The following is a 21,413-nucleotide window of genomic DNA, read 5'->3' as shown; positions in this document are numbered from 1 at the left end:
GTGTGTTGCCAAGCGACATCGCCCGGATGTGTGGGGGCGTGAGGTCCGGTCTCCCCCCAGGGGCCGGGCCTCACTTCTTTTTGGGAAACGGGTTTGGGGGGCTTTGCCCCCGCGCCCTTGGCGCTCCCCCAGGATTTTTTTGGGACAGAGACGGGGTGTCAGCTCCACGCGGGCAGGTGGATGGCGAATTTATCACGGATAGCGGCGTCAAGCGCTGGGTCGAGCGCCGCCGCTGGACGTTGCCCCAGAATATCATTCTTGCGCGCCGTCGCTTTGGCGATCAGGTCGGGTTTGCCCAGTTCCGCCCATTCCTTGGGGGATGTACGATCGCCATAGGTCGGATAGACGCAATCGCTTTGCATCCGGGCGAGGGTCTGGTCGGTGCCCAGATAGTGGCCGGGGCCGCCCATGCAGACCTGCGCCATCTGATCCAGCGCCAGCGTTTCGTCCGTCACCTCAATCCCGCGCACGCAGCGCAGCGCCTGACCGATGATATCATCACCAAGGATCAGCGACTCGTGGCAGAACCCCAGCAGGGAGGCGTGCATACCGGCGGCTTCGTAGACCATGTTCAGTCCGGACAGACCGGCCATGACATTGGTGTTCATCTGTTCCCAACCCGCCTGCATGTCGGGCAGTTTGGAATCCGACGCGCCCGCCGCCGCACCGCCGGGCAGGTCGTAGAACCGGTGCATTTGCGCGCAACCCGCGGTCAGCAACGCCTGTTCGCCTGACCCGATGGACATCGCACCCGTACGCAGGTCAAGGCCAAAGGGCCACGTGCCAAAGACCGCAGGCGCGCCCGGTTTGACCGCGTTCACATAAACAAGGCCCGCGAGGCATTCGGCCACCGCTTGCACGATGGCCCCGGCGATGGTCGATGGGGCCGTGGCCCCGGACATGCCTGCCGACAGCAGGAGCACCGGCATACCGGCCTTTATGCAGGCCTCCATCACCTGACAGCTTTCGGTGGCGAATTTCATCGGTGGGACGACGAAGCAATTGGAGTTTGACACAAAAGGCCGGGCGCGCCACGCGTCCTCCCCTCCTGCGATCATGTGCAGCATGTCGATGGCAGGCGGCACGCAATGCGGCTCGCTGTAGCTGGTCCCGATATGTTTGGTTGTGCCCGAAACACAGGCGTAGACCGAGTTATACTCCATCTCCACCGTGTCGGGGATATCGCGGCAGACCATGGGGCGCTGGCAAAAGTGGATGTTGTCCAGCGCGTCACAGATGCGGGCCGCGTCGTGCAGGTCCTGCACCGTGCTTTCGCGGTAGTGACGACCGTCCACATCCACCAGATGCACCGCCGCCCCGGCGGTGCCGTAATGCACCCGTGTGCCGGTCAGGTGCATGTCGTGGGCCGGGTCGCGCCCGTGTAGGGTGATTGACCGGTTGGCACGGGCCAGCGTGTCCTCAACCAGTGCACGGGGAAAACGGATGCGGCCATCCTCGCCTTGCACCGCGCCTGCGCCGGTCAGGTAAGCGACACCACTGTCGGGCGCATCGGCAAGGCCGATCTGTTCCAATGCGTCGAGGGCGGCGTGGTGGATGCGCTCGACCTCGGCATCGGTGAGGGGACTGTAGCGCCCGCCTTCTAGGCCGGGGCGCACAGGGCGCAGATGATCGGCGAGGGGGGCTGCGCGGGCGGCACGGCGCGCTGCGCGCCCGCCGGAACGTGAGGGGGATTGGTCATTCATGGTGTGGATCCGGGAACAGGGACAAAGGTCAGGGGTTCAGCACGACACCGGTTCAGGGACGCCCCCGCGCGGCCCTGCCGCGTTCCGCCCCGATTGTGCGCGCAATCAGCGCGATCTTTGATCTGTTGCCTTGCATTGACGCCTCCCAACGCCGCGATGCACGCGCATACGGTGCACGCAGACACCGACACGGTCTGTTCTGTTTGCGACGTTGCGCCGCGGCGGATGTTTGCCATGTGACAGCCGCGTCACGGCAGTGTGACGCCGACCCGTTTGGAACTGCGCGGGCACTGCCTACGTGTCTTTGACAGACAAACACAGGCACCCAAAGGAGTCCTCTGATGTACCGATTGACTGCACTCGCTTTGACACTGGCCGCGGCGCCGATGACCGCCTTGGCACAGACGGCTGATACCACTGGCGCCGTGCCCGCGCAGGCCTTTGCCACCACTGGTGGCAGCTGGACCGGGGGCTACGCCGGTCTGCAACTGGGCTATGGTGACGTGGATGGGTCCGGCGGCGCTGATGGCGACGACTATATCTACGGTATCCACGGTGGTTACCGCTATGATTTCGGCACCTTTGTTCTGGGTGGCGAAGTGGATTACGACGCCGGCGACATCGACCTGAACGGCGCAGCGACGGTGGACAGCGTGGCGCGGCTCAAGCTGCAGGCGGGCTATGATTTCGGCCAGACATTGGCCTATTTCACCACCGGTGTTGCGGAGGTGGACACATCCATCGGATCAGAAAGCGGTGAGTTTTATGGCATCGGTTTTGCCTATCAGATCACCGATCAGTACACGTTTGGTGCCGAATTGCTGGAACATGAGTTCGACAATATTGGCGGGACCGGCGTTGGCGCGGATGCGACAACCTTTACCCTGCGCGGGTCGATCCGGTTCTGATCCCTACCATCGGCCTGACGCGCCACCCCCGCCGGAACGCCCGCCGCCAAAAGAGCCGCCACGGCTGCTGGACGATTTGCTGCTGAGACGTGCCGTTTTCCAACACGCCACGGTCTTGTAGTCACAATTGGTGCAATAGGTCACCTTTTCCTTTTGGCCGGGCGTCATGCGGGTGGCGCGCATGGTGGTCCGGCGGGTCACGCGCAGCGTGCCTTTGGTGCCGCATTGCGGGCACGTGCGCAGGCGCGTGCCCAAGTCAAGAATGGACCGGAACCCGACGAAAGTCGCTGTGAAAAGGCCCAGCACCCCGATCACGATGTAAGAACCGATATCTTTCGGGGGGCGGTCTGCACCTGCACTGAATGGGCGCGCGATGTCGTCAATCACAGCATCTGAACCGTTCATGATCCCAAGCGCATATTGGTCATCGCGAAACCGGGGCAGAAAGTCCCGTTTGACGATCCGGGCCGCGTGGCCGTTCCAGTCCTGTGCGAAACCCATGCCCAATTCGATCCGCATGGCGCGATCATCGCGCAGCACAAGCACCATGATCCCGTCATTGCGCTGTGCATCGCCGACGCCCCAATGGTCAAACAGCGCGGTGGCAAACTGTTCCAGCGTCATGGTCGGGGCATAGGGTGATTGGCTCGGCAAGGTGACAACCGTCATTTCGATGCCGGTGTCGCGTTTGAGGGACGCCAGCTTGGCGCGCAGTTCCGCCTCTGCCGGGGCTGGCAAGAGGTCGGCAAAGTCGTTGACGGTCGTGGAGCTGTAGTCCGGTAAGGTTTGCCCGAGGGCAATGGATACGCCAAGGTACAAATAAAAAACAACAGCTTGCAGGACGTATCTCATCTACCTCTCCTATGCGCCTGCCAGCCCGTCTGCAAATGTGCACAACGTACGCAGCGCCGCCTCGAACGCGCGGTCGTCGATGGTCATGGCGACGCGCACGTGCCCTGCGGCTGACGCGCCAAAACTTTCGCCCGGCATGACTGCAATTTGGTGCTGATCCAGCAAAGCATTGGCAAATGCGTCGCCACTTAGCCCTGTCGCACGTATGTCGAGCATCAAATACATCGCGCCCTGCGCCGGGATCAGACCAATGGTGTTCTGCCCCGCCAGCACTGCCTGCGCCAGCGCGCGCCTGCGTCGGAACGGTTCTGCGATCTCATCTTCGAAATCCGTCCCTTGGTTCAGGGCAAAGACGGATGCGTCCTGAATAAAGCCGGGCACGCCATAGGTTGTGTGTGTGGCAAAGGTGATCAGGTGGGTGATCACCTCGGCCGGGCCGACGATCCACCCGCAGCGTGCGCCGGTCATGGCGTGGCTTTTGGACATCGAACCCACGACAAGCGTGCGGGCGGACATTCCGGGCAGGGCGCGCGGGCTCAGATGCGCGCCGTCCCAAACTTGCGTGTCATAGACCTCATCCGAGATCAGCCACAAATCGTGGCGCTGACAGACCTCTGCAATGCCTTGGAGCGTGGCGCGGGAATAGACTGTGCCGGTGGGATTGTTGGGCGAGTTGATCAGCAGGCTGCGCGCCCCATTTGCGGCGGCGTCGATATTGGTGGCCCGTGGCTGGAACGCATCTTCGGCTCGGGTCCGGATCGCTTTGGGGATGGCGGACACACCGCGCAGCGTGCCGGGATATGTCGCGTAATAGGGATCGAGGTACAGCGCGGTATCGCCCGGATCGCAGACGGCGGCATGGGCTGCGAACAGGGCTGCCTGCCCGCCCGGCGTGATCAGCACATTGTCGCGGGTTGTGGGCACACCTGTGCGTTCCGCCGTGCGGCGCGCCACCACGTCGCGCAGCGTATCTGTGCCGGGCACCATAGCGTAGCCTGTGTGCCCCGCCATGGCTGAACGGTGCATGTCTTGCAGGATTGGGGCCGCCGTGCGGATGTCATGTTCACCGATGGTCAGTTCGGTGACGGATATCCCCTGAGCGATCATGCGTCGCGCCTTGATAAAGACGTCCCAGCCGTCCGAGCCGCCTCCGGTCAGTGTGGTGATGCGCTGTGACAGGCCCATTTGCCGCTCCCTTGTCCGATGTCGCGCACCGGGCCAGAGGTGGTGTCGATTGTCAACGGGGCAGGGGGCGCTGCCCCCGGCTGCGCCTCCCCCGGAGTATTTGGAAAGAGAAGAAGGATATGTGTGGGGGTCAGCCCTCAGCATCCCATGCGGGCAGCGCCGCCCGATGTTTTTTCGGCAGACTGGCGCGGATCAGGGCGTATGAGCTGTGAATGCGGGCGCGCATTGCCTCGGGGTCGGCGCCGTCAAAGGGCACGCGCACCCATGAGCGGTGAAAATACTTGGCCTTGATCGCTGCACCTGCATCGATCAGCATCTGGGCGATTTCGGTATCGACACATTTGACCGACACGCCGTCACCCACCATGCCGATGGTGGCGAACATCTTGTCACCAACTTTCCACGCATCCAGTCCGCCGTCGTGGTGGCTGGCAAACCATGCGCCGGGCAGGGCCGCGCAGATTGTGTCAACGTCGTCGCGTGTCATATACCCATGCTGTACCGGCAGGGACCGTGACACAAGCCTTGACCCCACCATTGCGCACAGGCTAGGCCTGTGCCCATGACCCGGACCATTTGCATCATCTGCTGCATTCCCTGCTGAAGCTTCAGCGGGCCGGTTCTTTTGTTTTCATGACATCTCAGAATTGCTAGGCCCGCGCCAACACCTGCGCGAGACTTGCCCATGAGCATCACCCTCTACAACACCGCGACCCGCCGCAAGGATCCCTTTGCGCCGATCGACCCCAAGAACGTGCGCATGTATCTCTGCGGTCCCACGGTTTACGACCGCGCGCATCTGGGCAACGCGCGGCCCGTTCTGGTGTTTGACGTTCTGTATCGCCTGCTGCGCCAAACCTACGGCGCGGATCACGTGACCTATGTGCGCAACTTCACGGATGTGGATGACAAGATCAACGCCACCGCGCTGGCGCGCAAGGAGGCGGGTGCACCGGGCACATTGGAAGAATTGGTGCGCGAACGGTCGGATGAGACGATAGGCTGGTATCACGCGGACATGGACGCGCTGGGGGCCTTGCGTCCCACGTACGAACCGCGGGCGACAGCCTATATTGCGCAGATGATCGACATGATTGCCGGATTGATTGAGGGCGGCTACGCCTACGAGAACGACGGGCACGTCCTGTTCCGCGTGCGCACATACACGGATTACGGCAAGCTGTCGGGCCGGTCGGTCGACGACATGATTGCAGGCGCCCGGGTCGAGGTCGCGCCCTATAAGGAAGACCCGATGGATTTCGTGCTGTGGAAGCCGTCGGATGATGAGTTGCCCGGTTGGCAGTCGCCTTGGGGACGCGGGCGGCCCGGCTGGCATATCGAGTGCTCGGCCATGGCGTATGAGTTGTTGGGCGATAGGTTTGACATTCACGGGGGTGGCAACGACCTGCAATTCCCGCATCATGAGAACGAAATCGCGCAGTCACGCTGCGCCGGGCATGGCTTTGCCAATGTGTGGATGCACAACGAGATGTTGCAGGTCGAGGGCAAGAAGATGTCCAAGAGTTTGGGCAACTTCTTTACCGTGCGGGATTTGCTGGAGGATGGCGTGCCGGGCGAGGTGATCCGGTTTGTGATGCTGTCGACGCACTACCGCAAGCCAATGGATTGGACAGAGAAGAAGCGGGCGGAGGCAGAGGCGACATTGCGGAAGTGGCGGGCCTTGACCGCAGATGTGGAGCTTGACCCGGCGCAAGAATATGCCACGACAGCTCTTTCCGACGACCTGAATATCTCTGACGTAATTATGCGTATGCACAGTCTGGCGGCGCAGGGTGAGGTGCGCGCATTGAAAGCAACCGGGAACATGATCGGGTTGCTGACCGATGAGATCGGAGGATGGGATACATCCCCGGCAGTGGACCTTGCCGTCTTTGAGCAGGCGCTTGCTGATGCGCGCGAAGCGGCAATGCAAAGCAAAGATTTTTCGAAGGTAGATTCGATCAAGTTGGCTTTGGTGGACGCAGGGATTGAAGTCCGTATGACCAAGGCTGGGGTCAACCTGTTGGCTGGACCTGATTTTGATCCGGCGAAGTTGGAGGCAATCGATGTCTAAAGAACGCCTCTCTCTGTTCGACACGACCCTTCGCGACGGGCAGCAGACCCAAGGTGTCCAGTTTTCCACCGCGGAAAAGCAGCAGATCGCAACTGCGCTGGATGCGCTTGGTGTCGACTATATCGAGGGCGGCTGGCCGGGGGCGAACCCGACGGACAGCGCGTTTTTTGACGCGGCCCCCAAGACCCGCGCCACCTTCACCGCCTTTGGCATGACCAAGCGCGCAGGAATGAGCGCCGAGAACGACGACGTGCTGGCCGCCGTTCTGAACGCGGGCACGCCTGCGGTTTGCCTTGTCGGCAAGACCCATGATTTCCACGTGGACAAGGCCTTGGGCATTTCGCTGGCCGAGAACACGCAGAACATCGCGGCCAGCTTTGCTCATATCGTGGGGCAGGGGCGCGAGGCGATCTTTGACGCGGAACACTTCTTTGACGGCTACACGTCCAATCCCGACTACGCGCTGGAGGCGATCCATGCAGCCTATGATGCGGGCGCGCGGTGGATTGCGCTCTGCGACACCAATGGCGGCACGCTGCCGCACGCGGTGCACATGATCACGCGTGCAGTGATCGACAGCGGCATCGCGGGTGACCGGCTGGGCATTCACACCCACAACGACACCGAAAACGCGGTGGCGGCGAGCCTCGCGGCGGTGGATGCGGGCGCGCGGCAGATTCAAGGCACGCTCAACGGTTTGGGCGAGCGCTGTGGCAATGCCAACCTGACCGCACTGATCCCGATCCTGCTGCTCAAGGAACCCTATGCCAGCCGGTTTGAGACCGGCGTGACGCCCGAAGCGCTTGCGGGGCTGACGCGAACGTCACGGATGCTGGACGATATCCTCAACCGCGTGCCGCAGAAACAGGCGGCCTTTGTGGGCGCGTCGGCCTTTGCCCACAAGGCGGGGCTGCACGCCTCCGCGATCCTCAAGGACCCGACAACGTACGAACATATCGACCCCGGCACGGTGGGCAACGCGCGCATCATTCCGATGTCAAACCAGGCGGGGCAGTCGAACCTGCGCAAGCGGCTGGCTGAGATGGGGCTGGACGTGGCACCCAAGGACCCGGGCCTCGCCCGTATCCTTGACCGGATCAAGGCGCGCGAAGCCGACGGGTATTCCTACGACACGGCGCAAGCCTCGTTCGAACTGCTGGCGCGGGACGAACTGGGCCTGCTGCCGGAGTTCTTTGAGGTCAAGCGCTACCGGGTGACGATCGAGCGGCGCAAGAACAAGCGCAATCAGATGGTGTCGCTGTCCGAGGCGGTTGTCGTGGTCAAAGTGGACGGACAAAAGATGCTGTCGGTGAGCGAGAGCATGGACGAAACCGGCACCGACCGCGGCCCCGTGAACGCGCTGGCCAAGGCGCTGGCCAAGGACTTGGGCCGCTACCAGAGCCACGTGGAAGACATACGCCTCGTCGACTTTAAGGTGCGGATCACCCAAGGCGGGACTGAGGCCGTCACACGCGTCATCATCGACAGCGAGGACGGGCAGGGGCGGCGCTGGTCGACCGTGGGGGTGTCGGCCAACATCGTTGACGCCTCGTTCGAGGCGCTGCTGGACGCGATCCGCTGGAAACTGGTGCGGGACGGCGTGACATGACGCCCGAGGAATGGGACGCGTTTCTGCAAGTGCACCATGGCCTGCCGCGCGAGGGGCCGGGTGCGCCCGCAGACGTGCAGTGGGCGGTGCAGACCATCGGGCTGCATGGGCACGTGCATGTGCTGGATGCGGGCTGTGGTCCGGGCGCGGATATGGTGACCCTTGCCGAGGGACTGCCGGAGGCGGAGATCACCGCCATCGACAAGACCGGGCAATTCATCGAGTTGGCGCAGCAGCGTGCGGCGCCTTTTGGTCCGCGCGTCACGGCGCAGGTGGGCGACATGGCGGCACCTGACGGGATCTATGACCTGATCTGGTGTGCGGGCGCTCTCTATTTTCTGGGCGTAACCGATGGGCTGCGCGGCTGGCACGGCGCGTTGAATACGGGCGGGCGGATTGCATTTTCGCACCCGGTGCTGCCGCGAACGCCACCCTCCGAAGCTGTGATGCGGTTTTGGGAGGAGTATCCCGAAGTCACCGACCCGCAAGGGATCGAGGATCAGGTGACGGCAGCCGGGTACAACGTGATGGCCCACCGCATGATCATCGGCGCGCCGTGGCAAGCCTACTATGACCCCATGCAGGTGCGCATCGATACCTTGCGGGATCAGGACACTACGGCGGCGGTGCAGGCGGCCATCGCAGAAAGCCAGACCGAGATCGACCGCTGGCGCGCGGCATCAGACGAGGTCGCTTATGCCCTGCTGATCGTGGCACCCGTATGAGCCTGTCCGAGGCGGCCATCGCCTGCGCGCGCATTGTCGAACGCAGCGACCCTCTGCGGTTTCGGACGGTTATGGCCGCACCTTTGCCAGCGCGTGCGCCGCTCTTTGCGCTGTACGCGTTCAACGCCGAGGTGTCGCGTGCGCCTTGGGTCACCCAAGAGGCGATGATTGCCGAAATGCGCCTGCAATGGTGGCGCGACGCGCTCGAAGAGATTGCCGAAGGTCGGCCCGTGCGCGCGCATGAGGTCACATCTCCGCTGGCCGATGTATTGGCACCGGACGCAGCGGCGATGCTGGACCAACTGGTTGCTGCGCGCCGCTGGGACATTTACCGCGATGCGTTCGAGGATCAGGCGCATTTCGACGTTTACATAAATGAGACCGCGGGCCACCTGATGTGGGCCGCGGCACGGGTGCTTGGTGCGACGGAGCGGGCCGAAAATGAGGTTCGTGATCTGGCGTTTGCGGCGGGGGTGGCGGCGTTTTTGCGCGCGGTTCCAGCCTTGGCGGATGCCGGACGTATCCCACTGATCGATGGCACGGCAGATGGTCTCAAGGCGCTGGCAAAACGCGCGCAGGCGCGGCTGGTGCGTCCGCATGTGCCCGCGTCGGCGCGGGCAGCCCTTTGGCCCGCAATCGGGACACGCGCCACATTGGCGCGGGTCGTCTCCGATCCGATGGCGGTCGCGGACGGACGGCTGCCACCGGGCGTGCCGCCTTCGCGGCTGAGCGCGTCGGTGCTGACCGGCAGGCTCTGGCTTTAGGCGGTCGCCGGTTTGGGTTTGAGCGCCAGCCAGATCAGCGAGCCGCCTGCAAGCACAAGGAACGGCACCATGGCGAGGTTGACCGCAGCCCAGCCCTGCACCGCATCACCACCGGCGCAATTCATCAGCCCGCCCGACGCCAGCGAGGCAAAGGTGACCGATCCGAATACAATGAGGTCGTTCATGCCCTGCACGCGCCCCCGCTCTTCGGCGCCATGGGCTGTGGTCAGCATCGTGGTCGCGCCGATAAACCCAAAGTTCCACCCCAGCCCCAGCAGGACCAGCGCGCCAAAGAACTGGCCAAGTGCGACGCCAGACAGGGCCACAACACCGGCCAGCGCCAGAATGATCAGGCCCAGCCCGGTGATCCGTTCGACGCCAAAGCGCGCGATCAGGTGCCCGGTGAAAAAGGACGGTGCAAACATCGCCAGCACGTGGGCGGTGACCACATTGGCCGCATCCGGTTCGGTGTAGCCGCAGGCCACAACCGCCAGCGGCGTAGAGGTCATCACAAGGTTCATCAGCGCATAGGACACTGCGCCACAAATGACGGCGACGAGAATGCGCGGCTCGGACAGCAGCGCGCGTTTGGACCGCATGGGTTTGTCATCGGCGCTGGGGGCTGGGGGCTTGGGGATGTCCAAAAGGAAAAATAGCAGCATCCCCAGCACGTTCAGGCCCATCGCGACCATATAGATGTCAAAATATCGCATGGCCGTCGCGTCAGGATTGTCCGCGGTCATGTAACCCACGATTTGCGGGCCAATCAGCGCCGAGATCAGACCGCCCGCCATAACATAGGAAATCGCCTTGGGCTTGAACGCATCTGACGCCGTGTCCGTTGCGGCAAAGCGGAAAAAGCCCTGCGACGACATGTAGATACCGGTAAAGTATGACCCCACAAGGAAAATCCAGAAATTGTCGATGGTCAGCGCGTAGGCCGAGATGGCGGACCCCACAAGGCCGCCCGCCGCCCCAATCAAAAATCCCGTCCTTCGTCCCGCACGCTGCATCAACGGGCTGAGCCAAGGCGCGGTTGTCATCGACCCAAAAACGATGAGCGAGATGGGCAAGGTGACGAGGCAGGCATAGGGGCTGAGAATCGTGCCCGCGAGACCGCCGATCACAAAGATCATCGTGATCTGGCTGCCCAAGAAAGCCTGTGCGGCCACCAGAACGGCCACGTTGCGATAGGCGCGGGGGTCTTCGGTCATGCTCATGCCCGATCCGTAGACCGGAGCATGGCCCCCTGCAAGAGACAGCGCGCCGCATGGGCGCACATCCCCTTGCGCGTCTGGTGCGTGGGGCTAGGGTGCGGACATGGCAAATGTGATGCTCTTGGGCGGCGCGCGGGAAACAGGTCAGGCGGCAGAGGCGTTGACCGGGGCCGGGCACGCCGTGCAGGTGCATTGGGCGCGCGCGCCTGCCGAACCGGACCTGCCGCGTTGTGCCACGTTGCGCGATGGGATCGCTTGGGCGGATGGGCTGCTGGATACCACACATGTCTTTGACCGTGAGACGCGCGCCATTGCAAAAGCGTTGGCTGCGGGCCGCGCGGCGTGCCGTTTTGGCCGCGCTTTATGGGCACCCGGTGTGGGGGATGACTGGACGCCGGTGCCCGATCTGGCAGCTGCCGTCGCCGCCTTGCCCGCCCGCGCGCGCGTCTTTGCCGCCACGGGGCGCGACAGCGCCGATGTGCTTGCGCACCATGACGGCCCTGTTTTCCTGCGCCAGTTGCAGCAGCATGACGATGTGCCCCCCACCAATTGCACCTTTGTTTTCGGGGCAGGGCCGTTCGAGGTGGACGCGGAGGTCACGCTGTTCGACCGGCTGGGGATCGACGTGGTGCTGGCCCGCAATATCGGCGGCACGGGCAGTTTCCCAAAGGTCGCAGCTGCCCGGAGCATGGGCCTGCCGGTGATCATGATGCAGCCCGAAGCATGGGAATTCGGCCCGCCCATGACAACACTCGACGCGGTGCGTGATTGGGCCGGTGCGCTGTGACGGGCCGTCTGATCGACACGGATGCCGATGTGGCCGAAGGGGCGGCGTGGCTTGCCCGGACGGACCCCGCACTTGCCCGCGCCCTTGATATTGCAGGGCCGTTGCCGCTGCGCCGTCGCCCGGACGGGTTCGCGGCGCTGTTCAGCGCCATCGTCGGGCAACAGGTCTCGACGGCGTCTGCCGCCGCGATCTGGGCGCGGATCGAAGCGGCGGGGCTGACGGCGCCCGCGCCTGTTCTGGCCGCAGGAGAGGACGGGTTGCGGGCCGTTGGCCTCAGCCGACAGAAGATCGCGTATGCGACGGCGCTGGCCGAGGCGGGGATCGACTATGCCGCCTTGCGGGACGTGCCAGACGCCGAAGTGATCGCGACCCTCACGGCTGTCAAAGGTATCGGCATCTGGACCGCGGAAATCTATGCGATGTTCAGCCTTGGACGCGCGGACGTGTTTGCACCGGGGGATTTGGCCCTACAGGAAGCCGCGCGCATGATCTACGATTTGCCCGACCGCCCAAAGGAGCGGGCATTGCGCCAAATGGCAGAGGCTTGGAGCCCGTGGCGCGCGGTTGCCGCGCGGCTGTTCTTCACCTACTACCGGGTCGCAAAGGGGCGTGAGGGGGTTACATGACACGAGTATTGCAGGCAGAGCGGGTCGAGCCGAAATCGGGCGACGTGCGATCCATCGTGGTGTTTGTCCACGGCTATGGCGCAAACGGTGCGGACCTTTTGGGGCTCGCCGAACCGCTGGGAGAGCATCTGCCCGATACGCTCTTTGTGGCACCGGACGCGCCCGAGGCGATCCCGATGATGCCCAACGGGTACCAGTGGTTTCCGATCCCGTGGATTGATGGGTCCAGCGAAGAAGAGGCCGAGCGCGGATTGCTCGCCGCTGCCGCCGATTTCGACGCGTTTCTGGATGCGCTGATGGTGGACGAAGACGTGTTGCCGGAACAGGTTGTCCTGTTTGGTTTCTCGCAGGGGACAATGATGTCACTGCAGGTGGCCCCGCGCCGCGAGGACGAGGTTGCGGGGATCGTCGCATTTTCCGGTCGCCTGTTGCGCCCTGATCTGCTCGCCGATGAGGTGGTCAGCCGCCCGCCCGTGCTGCTGATCCACGGCGATCAGGACGACGTGGTGCCGCCCCAGTCGCTGCCCGAAGCCGCCGAAGCCTTGCAGGGAGCGGGGTGGAAAGACGTCTACGCCCACGTCATGAAGGGCACAGCGCACGGCATTGCGCCTGACGGGCTAAGCGTGGCGCTTGCCTTTATGCGGGACAAGTTGGGTCTCTAGCCCGACCGACTGGCGGTTCAGCACATCGCTTCATAGCCGACAGGTTCATCCGGCGCAGGTGCCGCTTGCTGGCGCGCCCACGCGGCGTGCATCACGTGCATGACCAGCGGTTCGGATTTGATCAGACGCAGCAGTGACTGGGCCGATATGCGGCTCAGGTCCGACAAGCCGGAGGCGTCCAGCAGCGCGCGAAAGCCAAAGATAGACAGCGGCGTGGCAAGGGCGTCCGACAGTTCGACCCGGAAATCGACGTGACCCCGGCGCAGTTCTGCGATCAACCGGTGCAACGCGGCGGGGGCGTCGCGCAACTGGCGCGCCGCATCCCATGCACGCAAGGCCATATCCATGGCTGTGTTGGGGTCTTCGGCTTGCGCCTGATAAACAAGGCCGCGATTTGGGTCACAGACGCGCCAGAACAGAACACCGGACATGGTAATAGCCCGCGATGCCGTCAGGGTCCCAAACCCCGACCGCGCCGTGTGTTCGGTATCGTACCAGGATTGCACACCGTGTGAGAGATCGAATTGAAACCGTTCGGGCTGATCCGAGCCGGGGTGTTCCGCGCCAAGGCAGGACAACAGGTCGGTCAGGGCCGGCTTGTGAAAGAAGGACAGAAAAGACATGAGACGCACCGCGCTCCGTGAGTGAAAATGTGAATAATATGCTTCGTAGGCGGCCTGAGTATTGGCCTGTCCATGACATGGGGTGTGGCGCGCACGAGGACGAGTGGTGAATTCCTTACCTTTTGCAGGTTTTTCATGGCCGCATCGCAACAGGCTGGACCCGTGGAATAGCGTCATATGCCTGTCACGGAACGGGCCTATCGGGGATGCGACATCTCGTGGGTCTGCAAAGGCTTGCCAGCGCGTTTCCACAAGATATAGTCACCACATAAAGCCGGGGCGGGATCCCCGCTCTGGTGCCTCAGGGGCAGACAGGGCGAGGACGGAGTCACTCATGGACGGCGATTTCAGGACGGAATTTGTGCGCAGCCCCTCTGCGCTGAAACAGCACCCGGCGTTGGTGCTGAATGCGGATTACCGACCGCTGAGCTACTATCCCTTGTCGCTGTGGCCGTGGCAGGAGGCGGTCAAGGCCGCCTGGTTGGACCGGGTCGATATCGTGGCCGAGTACGAAGAGGTGGTGCGCAGCCCAAGTACAGAGATCAGGATACCATCGGTTGTCGTTCTCAAAGACTACGTCAAACCGCAAAAGCGCGTGGCCTTCACGCGCTTTAATTTATTTCTGCGCGACGAATTCCGCTGTCAGTATTGCGGTGCGCGGGGGGATCTGACCTTTGATCATGTGGTGCCACGGGCGAGCGGTGGCGTGACAAGCTGGCAGAACGTGGTGGCGGCGTGCAGTCCGTGCAATCTGCGCAAAGGGTCCAAAGCGTTGCACCGCACTGGTATGTCGCTGCGCAAACCGCCACGGCAGCCGGGGGCCGAAGAGTTGCGCAACATGGGCCGCAAGTTCCCGCCGAACCATCTGCACGAAAGCTGGATGGATTTCCTGTACTGGGACGCAGAGTTGCAGGCGTGATCACTGGACGACGGGTGACGCTGTTTGCGCCTGCGCGCAAATGCGCCCCACCCGCCGTCCCTTTGACCCCTCTCATACCGTTCTGACACGCGCCCGGCGGTTGGCACGATGGGCAGTGCGCACCGGCAAATGCAGATCATCCATGGCAAGACTGTGCAGCCATCCGGGACGGCGCAGTTTGTGCGGCCGGACACGGATCATCGCTTTGCGGTGGGGGTGGACATGTTTGGCTCCGACAACCTTTGCGGCTTTGATGCGGATCAGAACATCACTTCGGTCGAACCGAACTGCGTGGGCGTCGGCAACACCGCAGGCTGGAATTGCGCAGGCACGGCGGTAGCTGGCAATGACAAACGTGTCGACGCGCCAATCCTTGGCGTTGCAGCCTTTCGCGACAGGATGAACGCGGATTTCGTTGCCTATACCGGCGTCACCTACCTGTTCGAAGTCTTGCGCGGGCTGGGAGGCGACGATCGGGTCCTGATCAACGAACAGTTGCCCATATATTTGTGGGCCCAACGCAGCACGGTCCTTATCCGGTGACTACATTTGCGTCTTTACCGACCGCGCCGCGGCGCCCTCATATGTGAGCGTTCAGGCGGCGAGATCGACCCAGACAGGCACGTGGTCGGATGGTTTTTCCTCGCCGCGCGTCGCCTTGTCGATCTGACAATCCTGTAGCAAATCCGATGTATAGGGACACAGCAGGAAATGGTCGATGCGAATGCCATCGTCGCGGTTCCATGCCCCGGCCTGATAATCCCAGAATGAATAATGCTCCGGCCCAAAGGTGCGAGCGCGAAACGCGTCGGTCAGGCCAAGCGCTGTCAGACGCCGAAAAGCGGTGCGGCTTTCGAGACGGAACAACGCGTCCTCGCGCCACGCCTCGGGGCGGCGCGCATCCTCGGCCTGCGGGATGATGTTGTAGTCGCCTGTCATCAGGAACGGGGTTTCTGCCGCGAGCAGGGCCGCCGCACGGGCGCGCAACCGTTCCATCCACGCCAGTTTGTAGTCGTATTTCGGTCCCGGACAGGGGTTGCCGTTGGGCAGGTACAACCCGCACACCCTGATGGCGGTGGTGTCGCCCATCACCGTTGCCTCGATATAGCGGGCCTGTTCGTCGCTCTCGTCGCCGGGCAGGCCGCGGGTCACATCTTCGAGTGGCAGCTTGGACAGAAGGGCCACGCCGTTGAACGATTTCTGCCCGTGGGTTTCAACATTGTAGCCGCGGTCCTCGAACAGCGCGTGGGGAAAGGCGTCGTCCACTGACTTGATCTCTTGCAGGACCACAACATCCGGGTCAGCGCTGTCCAGCCAGCGCGGCAGGGCTTCGATCCGGGCCTTTATTCCGTTGATGTTGAATGTCGCGACTTTCATGTGCGCCTCCCGGTTTTGACCAGATGTGACCCAACCTGCGCACATGGGCAAGGGTGGCCGTTGCGCCGCGCACGGTAAATTAACTATTTCTTAACCAATTGATTCGGGTTAAAAGAGAGTAATTCTCGCAGTACTCGCCTAAAACGGTAGTAATTTCAGTGCTGTGGATAAGTTTTTTTGCCCATGGATGCCTCTGGGCAAAGCGCAGATCACTCAACGACTTCTATTGTTTTCCTTATGTGGACAACCCGCCGGGACTGTGCCTCGGGCTGCATTTTTGTCTGGCGGTACGCAATTTTAGGCTGCAACAAATTGGGTATTGCAACTTTAGGGTGAGTAAGCCCGCTACGAAGGAGAATACCAATGACTGCACTTCTCAAATCTGTCCGTGAAATCAGTGTTTTGTCCTGCGACGCCCTGCATACGGGTGACGGGATCGAAATGTTCTCCTCGGGTTCCGCGCCTACGGCAACGGACGGTCTGACCGGCGATGCGGTTGAGATGTTTTCGTCCGGTTCTGCACCCGTGACGGGCGGTGTTGCAACCGGTGACGGCGTGCACATGTTCTCGTCCGGTTCGGCCCCCATGACGACGGATGCCACTGCTGGTGATGCGGTTGAAATGTTCTCGTCCGGCTCTGCGCCGCTGACGTCCGAGACCAGCACCGGCGACGCGGTTGAGATGTTTTCATCCGGGTCCGCACCGCAGGGCACCGTCACCACAGCAGGCGACGCGACGGGGATGTTCTCATCCGGTTCGGCCCCCACAGCAAGCGCCACGCAAGCAGGTGATGTCACCGGCCTCTTTTCTTCTGGCTCGTGAGTGACAGCGGGCGGGACGATCAGACAAGGAGAGACACTATGAGCAACATCATTTCCCTGAACGTCCCGCCGCGACGCCTGCGTCTGGCCGAGCGGACACCGGCCCTGATCGGGTGCTTTGCCAAACATCGGCGTATCCGCGATGACGTGTTCTGGCTTAAGGAGAACGCGGAACTGCTGAACATACTCGAATGCACCGGGCAACGCGTGACGCCGGACGCATTGGTCCCGTTGGCCGGTTTCTATCAGAGCCTGCCCGAACGACTGACGTTTTTCCCGCAATACTATCGGTTTTTGCTGTCCATCGGCCTTGATCTCGAAGACCTCGGGCTGCCCGGAGAGCAGATGCAACACCTGTGCGAGACCGTGGCTCGCCAGGGGCTTGCTGATGCAGAACTGAGCGATCTGCAACGTGCCGAGGCGCGCCGTCTGTTGGCGCGTCGCGGAGTGCGCGCGGCGGCGGATGCGGGGCTGGACGACCGGTTGCGCGCATTCACTGAACGTTCGGCCACCTTTGCCTTGCCCAACAAGAAGGCTGCCTATGAACTGACCCATATCGTGTTCTATCTGTCGGAATATGGCCGCCGCGATCCGCAGCTGTCACAGTCGGCGATTTGCAGCCTCGAATATGCGGGAATTCTGGCCTATCTCGACCAGAACATGGATTTGCTGGCCGAGATTTGCGTGGCTTTGCGTCAAGCACGTCAAAAGCCGTGCGAACTGTGGGAAAATGCAGTGCGCGACCATTTGCAAGACTATCGGGTGGAGCATGATGCGGATGCATCCCTGTCCGATGGGTATCACGAATATCTTGTGTCGCTGTGGGCAGTTGCGGTGATGGGACATGATGACAGCGGGGCTGTTGTGCCCCAAGGTCGCGCCGTCTTTGCGCCGCGCGCGGCGGCAGACAGTGCCCTGCGACCGATGTCGGCGGTTCTGATGTCGCTGGCGGATGCGCGCCAGCCCCATTGGCACAACATGCGCGATGCGGTGCTGGAGGCGATACCGCCCGAGGCCGCCGCGATCATCGCAGCCGCAGAAAGCGCGCCGCGGTTCGAGCCGTTCTTTGAAACCTTTGCGCGGGCGGGCACGCCGACGCGTTGAACGCTACATCGAGAACGATGTGCCGCAGCCGCAGGAACTGGTGGCGTTCGGGTTGTTGATGACGAACCGAGCGCCAATCAGCTCTTCGGAAAAATCAATGACGGCGTTGGCCAGAAACGGCAGGCTGATCGCGTCCACAACGACCCGCTCGCCCCCGTCTTCGAGGATCAGATCATCCTCCTTGGGGTCGTCCAAGGCAATCTCGTATTGAAAGCCCGAACATCCGCCCCCTTCGACGGCCACGCGCAATGCTTTGCCGTCTGCGGCCGCGCCGATCTCGGACAGGCGCTCGAAGGCGCGGGGGGTGACAGTGGGTGGCAGGTTCATGACCGTGCTCCGCTTGGGTTTTCTTCGTGCTGCATGTGCAATATATGCAAGGGTGGAACAGGCGACAAGGACCACCACCCATGCAGGCCGCCTATGCCTCTGATCCCGCCCATGCCCGGGGACGGCGTGTTCAGGAAGAAGAGAGTGCCTTTCGGTCCGCGTTTCAGCGCGACCGGGACAGGATCATTCACGCGTCGGCCTTTCGGCGGCTCAAGCACAAGACGCAAGTGTTCGTGGAGCATGAAGGCGACTATTATCGCACCCGACTGACCCATTCGATTGAGGTGGGGCAGGTGGCGCGCACCATTGCCGGCGCATTGGGTTTGAACGACGGTCTGACAGAGGCGGTCGCGCTGGCCCACGATCTGGGCCACCCGCCATTTGGCCATACCGGAGAGGATGCGCTGCATGTGCTGATGGCCCCCTATGGCGGTTTCGACCACAATGCGCAGGCGATCAAGATCGTGACCCGGCTGGAATGTCATTATGCGGATTTCGATGGGCTGAACCTCACTTGGGAAACTCTGGAAGGTATCGCGAAGCACAACGGCCCGGTAACGGGCGACCTGCCTTATGCATTGGCGGAGTACACGGCGCTCCACGATCTGGAACTCGACACCCATGCCAGCGCCGAGGCGCAGGTGGCGGCACTGTCCGACGACATTGCGTACAACAACCACGATCTGCATGACGGGTTGCGCGCAGGCCTGATCGACGAAGAGGCGATGTGCTCCTTGCCCATCGTCAGCGATGCCTTTGCTGCTGTGGACGCGCAATATCCCGGGCTGGACGCCATGCGCCGCCGACACGAGGGCTTGCGCCGTGTCTTTGGTGCGATGGTCAGCGACGTGATCGACACGTCGCGCGCCAGCCTCGACGGGTGCGGGGCACGTAACGTTGCAGACATCCGGCATCTGGGCCGCCCCGTCATCCGGTTCTCGGACGCGATGTGGGCCGATTTGCAGGTCATCCGCCATTTTCTGTTTCACAACATGTACCGCGCGCCGTCGGTGATGGAAAAGCGCGAAGAGGTGACGCAGATCATCCACGATGTCTTTCCCGTGTTCCTCAATGACCCCAGCCTGCTTCCGGATCGCTGGCAGGCAGACGTCGCTCGGGCGGATGGGAACGAGACGCAATTGGCGCGCATTGTCTGTGACTATGTGTCGGGTATGACCGACCGCTTTGCCTTTCAGGAGCACGCGCGCCTCCTTGGCTGAACACTATGGTGCCCGACGCGGGAGATGGCTGGCGGTTGGTTTCGCGACATCAACATTGACCTGACCGCCGCACCTGATACACCGCCACGCGACCAATTCAGGACAGCTGCATGAACCTCTTTGCCGATATCCGCGTGCTCGTGATCGACACGCTGGCCACTCTGACCGCCGAAGGCACGCTGCCCGAAGGGCTGAGCACCGCAAATGTCACGGTCGAGCCGCCGCGCGATGCAGCGCATGGCGATATGGCAACCAATGCCGCGATGGTGCTGGCCAAACCGGCAGGGCTGAAGCCCCGCGATATCGCCGAGGCGTTGGCCACGCGGCTCGCCGACGATCCGCGCATCACCAGTGCCAAGGTCGCAGGGCCGGGTTTCCTGAACCTGCGGCTGGCGCCATTGGTCTGGCAGCAGGTGATCGGCGCAGTGCTGCGGGCCGGAGACACCTTTGGCCGGTCTGATCTGGGGCGGGGCGCAAAGGTGAACGTGGAATATGTCTCGGCCAACCCCACCGGGCCGCTGCATGTCGGTCACACGCGGGGCGCAGTTTTTGGAGACGCGCTGGCGTCGCTGCTGGATTACGCAGGCTACGACGTGACGCGCGAATACTACATCAATGACGGCGGCGCGCAGGTCGATGTGCTCGCCCGTTCGGTTTACTTGCGGTATCTTGAGGCGCATGGGCAGGACGTCGCCTTTGAGGATGGCACCTATCCGGGCGACTATCTGATCCCGGTCGGCGAGGCGCTCAAGGACAAGGTGGGCGATGCATATGTCGACAAGGGCGAACAGTTCTGGCTGACAGATGTGCGCGAGTTTGCCACTGAGGCGATGATGGACCTCATCCGGTCCGACCTAAAGGCGCTCGGCGTCGAAATGGACGTGTTTTACTCTGAAAAGTCGCTGTACGGCACCGGACGGATCGAGGCCGCGTTGGACGATCTGCGGTCCAAGGGTCTGATCTACGAAGGTGTGCTTGAGCCGCCCAAGGGCAAAAAGCCCGAAGACTGGGAGCCGCGCGAACAGACCTTGTTCAAATCCACCGAACACGGTGATGATGTGGATCGTCCCGTGATGAAATCTGACGGGGCGTGGACCTATTTCGCGCCTGACATTGCCTACCACTACGACAAGGTGCAGCGCGGCTTTGATGCTCTGATCGACGTCTTTGGCGCGGATCACGGGGGCTATGTCAAACGGATGAAGGCGGCGGTGTCGGCCCTGTCCGAGGGCCAAGTGCCGCTGGACATCAAGCTCACGCAGTTGGTGAAACTGTTCAAGAACGGCGAGCCGTTCAAAATGTCCAAGCGGGCAGGGACCTTTGTCACCCTGCGCGATGTGGTCGATCAGGTCGGCCCGGATGTGACCCGGTTCCACATGCTGACCCGCAAGAACGACGCACCGCTCGACTTTGATTTCGACAAGGTGTTGGAACAGTCCCGCGAAAACCCGGTGTTTTACGTGCAATACGCCCATGCGCGCGGCGCCTCCGTGCTGCGCAAAGCAGCGGAGGCGGGGATTGCCGCCGATGATGCCACGCTGCAATCCGCCGATCTGACCCGCATCGCCCATGAGGCCGAATTGGGCCTTGCCGCCAAGCTGGCGGAATGGCCACGCCTTGTGGAAACGGCGGCGCGCACCAACGAACCGCACCGGGTTGCGTTTTACCTCTATGACCTTGCGGGCACGTTCCACGGCCTGTGGAACAAGGGCAATGATTTGCCGGAATTGCGGTTCGTCCAGGACGACGCCGCGACCACACAGGCAAAAATCGCCCTCGCGCGGGCCACAATGCTTGTTATATCCGCCGGCCTTGGTATTTTGGGTGTAACGCCAGCCAACGAGCTGCGCTGACGTCCCGCAACAGGGGCACACAGGCAAACCAATCAAGATGACCTGCGTGGGCACGTA

At 62.6% G+C, this 21,413-nt stretch carries 22 protein-coding genes; 14 read left to right on the top strand and 8 right to left on the bottom strand.

Annotation, left to right across the window (positions count from 1 at the left end):
* Positions 1-158: 158 nt before the first annotated feature.
* Positions 159-1,703, bottom strand: a complete 1,545-nt coding sequence (locus Q1A85_RS07570; RefSeq protein ID WP_299686954.1) for a trimethylamine methyltransferase family protein — start codon at positions 1,701-1,703, stop codon at positions 159-161.
* A gap of 341 nt (positions 1,704-2,044) precedes the next feature.
* On the opposite strand from Q1A85_RS07570, the gene Q1A85_RS07565 reads away from it, so the two are divergent.
* Positions 2,045-2,611 carry an outer membrane beta-barrel protein gene (locus Q1A85_RS07565; protein WP_299686952.1) on the top strand — a complete coding sequence of 189 codons (567 nt, stop codon included), beginning with the start codon at positions 2,045-2,047 and terminating at the stop codon, positions 2,609-2,611.
* A gap of 3 nt (positions 2,612-2,614) precedes the next feature.
* Here the strand turns inward: Q1A85_RS07565 and Q1A85_RS07560 are convergent, their stop codons facing one another.
* The 3 genes from Q1A85_RS07560 to Q1A85_RS07550 all read right to left on the bottom strand — a co-directional run bounded on the left by Q1A85_RS07560 (position 2,615) and on the right by Q1A85_RS07550 (position 5,135).
* A complete protein-coding gene (locus Q1A85_RS07560; RefSeq protein ID WP_299686950.1) occupies positions 2,615-3,463 on the bottom strand; it encodes a YgcG family protein in 849 nt (282 codons plus the stop codon).
* Positions 3,464-3,472: 9 nt separating this feature from the next.
* The gene (locus Q1A85_RS07555; RefSeq protein WP_299686948.1) at positions 3,473-4,648 is read right to left on the bottom strand and encodes a pyridoxal phosphate-dependent aminotransferase; all 1,176 of its coding nucleotides are present in this window, start codon (positions 4,646-4,648) and stop codon (positions 3,473-3,475) included.
* Between the two features lie 130 nt (positions 4,649-4,778).
* Positions 4,779-5,135 carry an MmcQ/YjbR family DNA-binding protein gene (locus tag Q1A85_RS07550; protein WP_299686946.1) on the bottom strand — a complete coding sequence of 119 codons (357 nt, stop codon included), beginning with the start codon at positions 5,133-5,135 and terminating at the stop codon, positions 4,779-4,781.
* A gap of 198 nt (positions 5,136-5,333) precedes the next feature.
* Here Q1A85_RS07550 and cysS point away from each other — a divergent pair, with 198 nt between their 5' ends.
* From cysS to Q1A85_RS07530, 4 genes are read left to right on the top strand one after another with little or no spacing between them, the layout of a single operon-like run.
* Positions 5,334-6,722 (top strand): cysteine--tRNA ligase, encoded by a 1,389-nt coding sequence (gene cysS / locus Q1A85_RS07545; RefSeq protein WP_299686944.1) that lies wholly within the window; start codon positions 5,334-5,336, stop codon positions 6,720-6,722.
* A complete protein-coding gene (gene cimA / locus Q1A85_RS07540) occupies positions 6,715-8,331 on the top strand; it encodes a citramalate synthase (RefSeq protein ID WP_299686942.1) in 1,617 nt (538 codons plus the stop codon). Before cysS ends, cimA begins: the two co-directional genes overlap by 8 nt.
* Positions 8,328-9,056 (top strand): class I SAM-dependent methyltransferase, encoded by a 729-nt coding sequence (locus tag Q1A85_RS07535; RefSeq protein ID WP_299686940.1) that lies wholly within the window; start codon positions 8,328-8,330, stop codon positions 9,054-9,056. The genes cimA and Q1A85_RS07535 overlap by 4 nt, the downstream gene beginning before the upstream one ends.
* Positions 9,053-9,820: a squalene/phytoene synthase family protein gene (locus Q1A85_RS07530; protein ID WP_299686939.1), complete on the top strand. Its 768-nt coding sequence runs from the start codon at positions 9,053-9,055 to the stop codon at positions 9,818-9,820. Before Q1A85_RS07535 ends, Q1A85_RS07530 begins: the two co-directional genes overlap by 4 nt.
* Here the strand turns inward: Q1A85_RS07530 and Q1A85_RS07525 are convergent.
* Positions 9,817-11,040 (bottom strand): MFS transporter, encoded by a 1,224-nt coding sequence (locus tag Q1A85_RS07525; RefSeq protein WP_299686937.1) that lies wholly within the window; start codon positions 11,038-11,040, stop codon positions 9,817-9,819. The genes Q1A85_RS07530 and Q1A85_RS07525 overlap by 4 nt on opposite strands.
* Positions 11,041-11,140: 100 nt before the next feature.
* Between Q1A85_RS07525 and Q1A85_RS07520 the strand changes: the two genes are divergently transcribed.
* The 3 genes from Q1A85_RS07520 to Q1A85_RS07510 are packed head-to-tail and all read left to right on the top strand — an operon-like array spanning position 11,141 to position 13,112.
* A complete protein-coding gene (locus tag Q1A85_RS07520; RefSeq protein WP_299686934.1) occupies positions 11,141-11,824 on the top strand; it encodes a precorrin-6A/cobalt-precorrin-6A reductase in 684 nt (227 codons plus the stop codon).
* Positions 11,821-12,450 carry a DNA-3-methyladenine glycosylase 2 family protein gene (locus tag Q1A85_RS07515; RefSeq protein ID WP_299686932.1) on the top strand — a complete coding sequence of 210 codons (630 nt, stop codon included), beginning with the start codon at positions 11,821-11,823 and terminating at the stop codon, positions 12,448-12,450. The genes Q1A85_RS07520 and Q1A85_RS07515 overlap by 4 nt, the downstream gene beginning before the upstream one ends.
* Positions 12,447-13,112, top strand: coding sequence for an alpha/beta fold hydrolase (locus tag Q1A85_RS07510; RefSeq protein WP_299686930.1), 666 nt, complete (start codon positions 12,447-12,449; stop codon positions 13,110-13,112). Before Q1A85_RS07515 ends, Q1A85_RS07510 begins: the two co-directional genes overlap by 4 nt.
* A 17-nt stretch (positions 13,113-13,129) precedes the next feature.
* Here Q1A85_RS07510 and Q1A85_RS07505 read toward each other — a convergent pair whose 3' ends face one another.
* Entirely contained in the window at positions 13,130-13,735 is a 606-nt protein-coding gene (locus tag Q1A85_RS07505) for a hypothetical protein (RefSeq protein ID WP_299686928.1), read from the bottom strand.
* Between the two features lie 334 nt (positions 13,736-14,069).
* Here Q1A85_RS07505 and Q1A85_RS07500 point away from each other — a divergent pair, with 334 nt between their 5' ends.
* Complete coding sequence (locus Q1A85_RS07500; protein WP_299686926.1) at positions 14,070-14,654, top strand: HNH endonuclease; 585 nt, start codon at positions 14,070-14,072, stop codon at positions 14,652-14,654.
* A 129-nt stretch (positions 14,655-14,783) separates the two neighbouring features.
* On the top strand, positions 14,784-15,197 hold the full coding sequence (locus tag Q1A85_RS07495; RefSeq protein ID WP_299686924.1) for a hypothetical protein: 414 nt from the start codon (positions 14,784-14,786) through the stop codon (positions 15,195-15,197).
* Between the two features lie 51 nt (positions 15,198-15,248).
* On the opposite strand, the gene xth is transcribed toward Q1A85_RS07495, so the two are convergent.
* Positions 15,249-16,031 carry an exodeoxyribonuclease III gene (xth, locus tag Q1A85_RS07490; RefSeq protein WP_299686922.1) on the bottom strand — a complete coding sequence of 261 codons (783 nt, stop codon included), beginning with the start codon at positions 16,029-16,031 and terminating at the stop codon, positions 15,249-15,251.
* Between the two features lie 363 nt (positions 16,032-16,394).
* On the opposite strand from xth, the gene Q1A85_RS07485 reads away from it, so the two are divergent.
* On the top strand, positions 16,395-16,853 hold the full coding sequence (locus Q1A85_RS07485) for a DUF6749 domain-containing protein (RefSeq protein WP_299686921.1): 459 nt from the start codon (positions 16,395-16,397) through the stop codon (positions 16,851-16,853).
* Positions 16,854-16,891: 38 nt separating this feature from the next.
* Positions 16,892-17,956, top strand: a complete 1,065-nt coding sequence (locus Q1A85_RS07480; protein ID WP_299686919.1) for a hypothetical protein — start codon at positions 16,892-16,894, stop codon at positions 17,954-17,956.
* Positions 17,957-17,959: 3 nt separating this feature from the next.
* On the opposite strand, the gene Q1A85_RS07475 is transcribed toward Q1A85_RS07480, so the two are convergent.
* Positions 17,960-18,283, bottom strand: a complete 324-nt coding sequence (locus tag Q1A85_RS07475) for an iron-sulfur cluster assembly accessory protein (RefSeq protein WP_299686917.1) — start codon at positions 18,281-18,283, stop codon at positions 17,960-17,962.
* An 80-nt stretch (positions 18,284-18,363) separates the two neighbouring features.
* Here Q1A85_RS07475 and Q1A85_RS07470 point away from each other — a divergent pair, with 80 nt between their 5' ends.
* Positions 18,364-19,503, top strand: coding sequence for a deoxyguanosinetriphosphate triphosphohydrolase (locus Q1A85_RS07470; RefSeq protein WP_299686915.1), 1,140 nt, complete (start codon positions 18,364-18,366; stop codon positions 19,501-19,503).
* Positions 19,504-19,613: 110 nt separating this feature from the next.
* A complete protein-coding gene (argS, locus tag Q1A85_RS07465; protein ID WP_299686913.1) occupies positions 19,614-21,356 on the top strand; it encodes an arginine--tRNA ligase in 1,743 nt (580 codons plus the stop codon).
* Positions 21,357-21,413: the final 57 nt, after the last annotated feature.

The organism is uncultured Tateyamaria sp. (genome assembly GCF_947503385.1).
Lineage (GTDB): Bacteria > Pseudomonadota > Alphaproteobacteria > Rhodobacterales > Rhodobacteraceae > Tateyamaria.
This window is presented reverse-complemented; position numbering and strand designations above follow the sequence as displayed.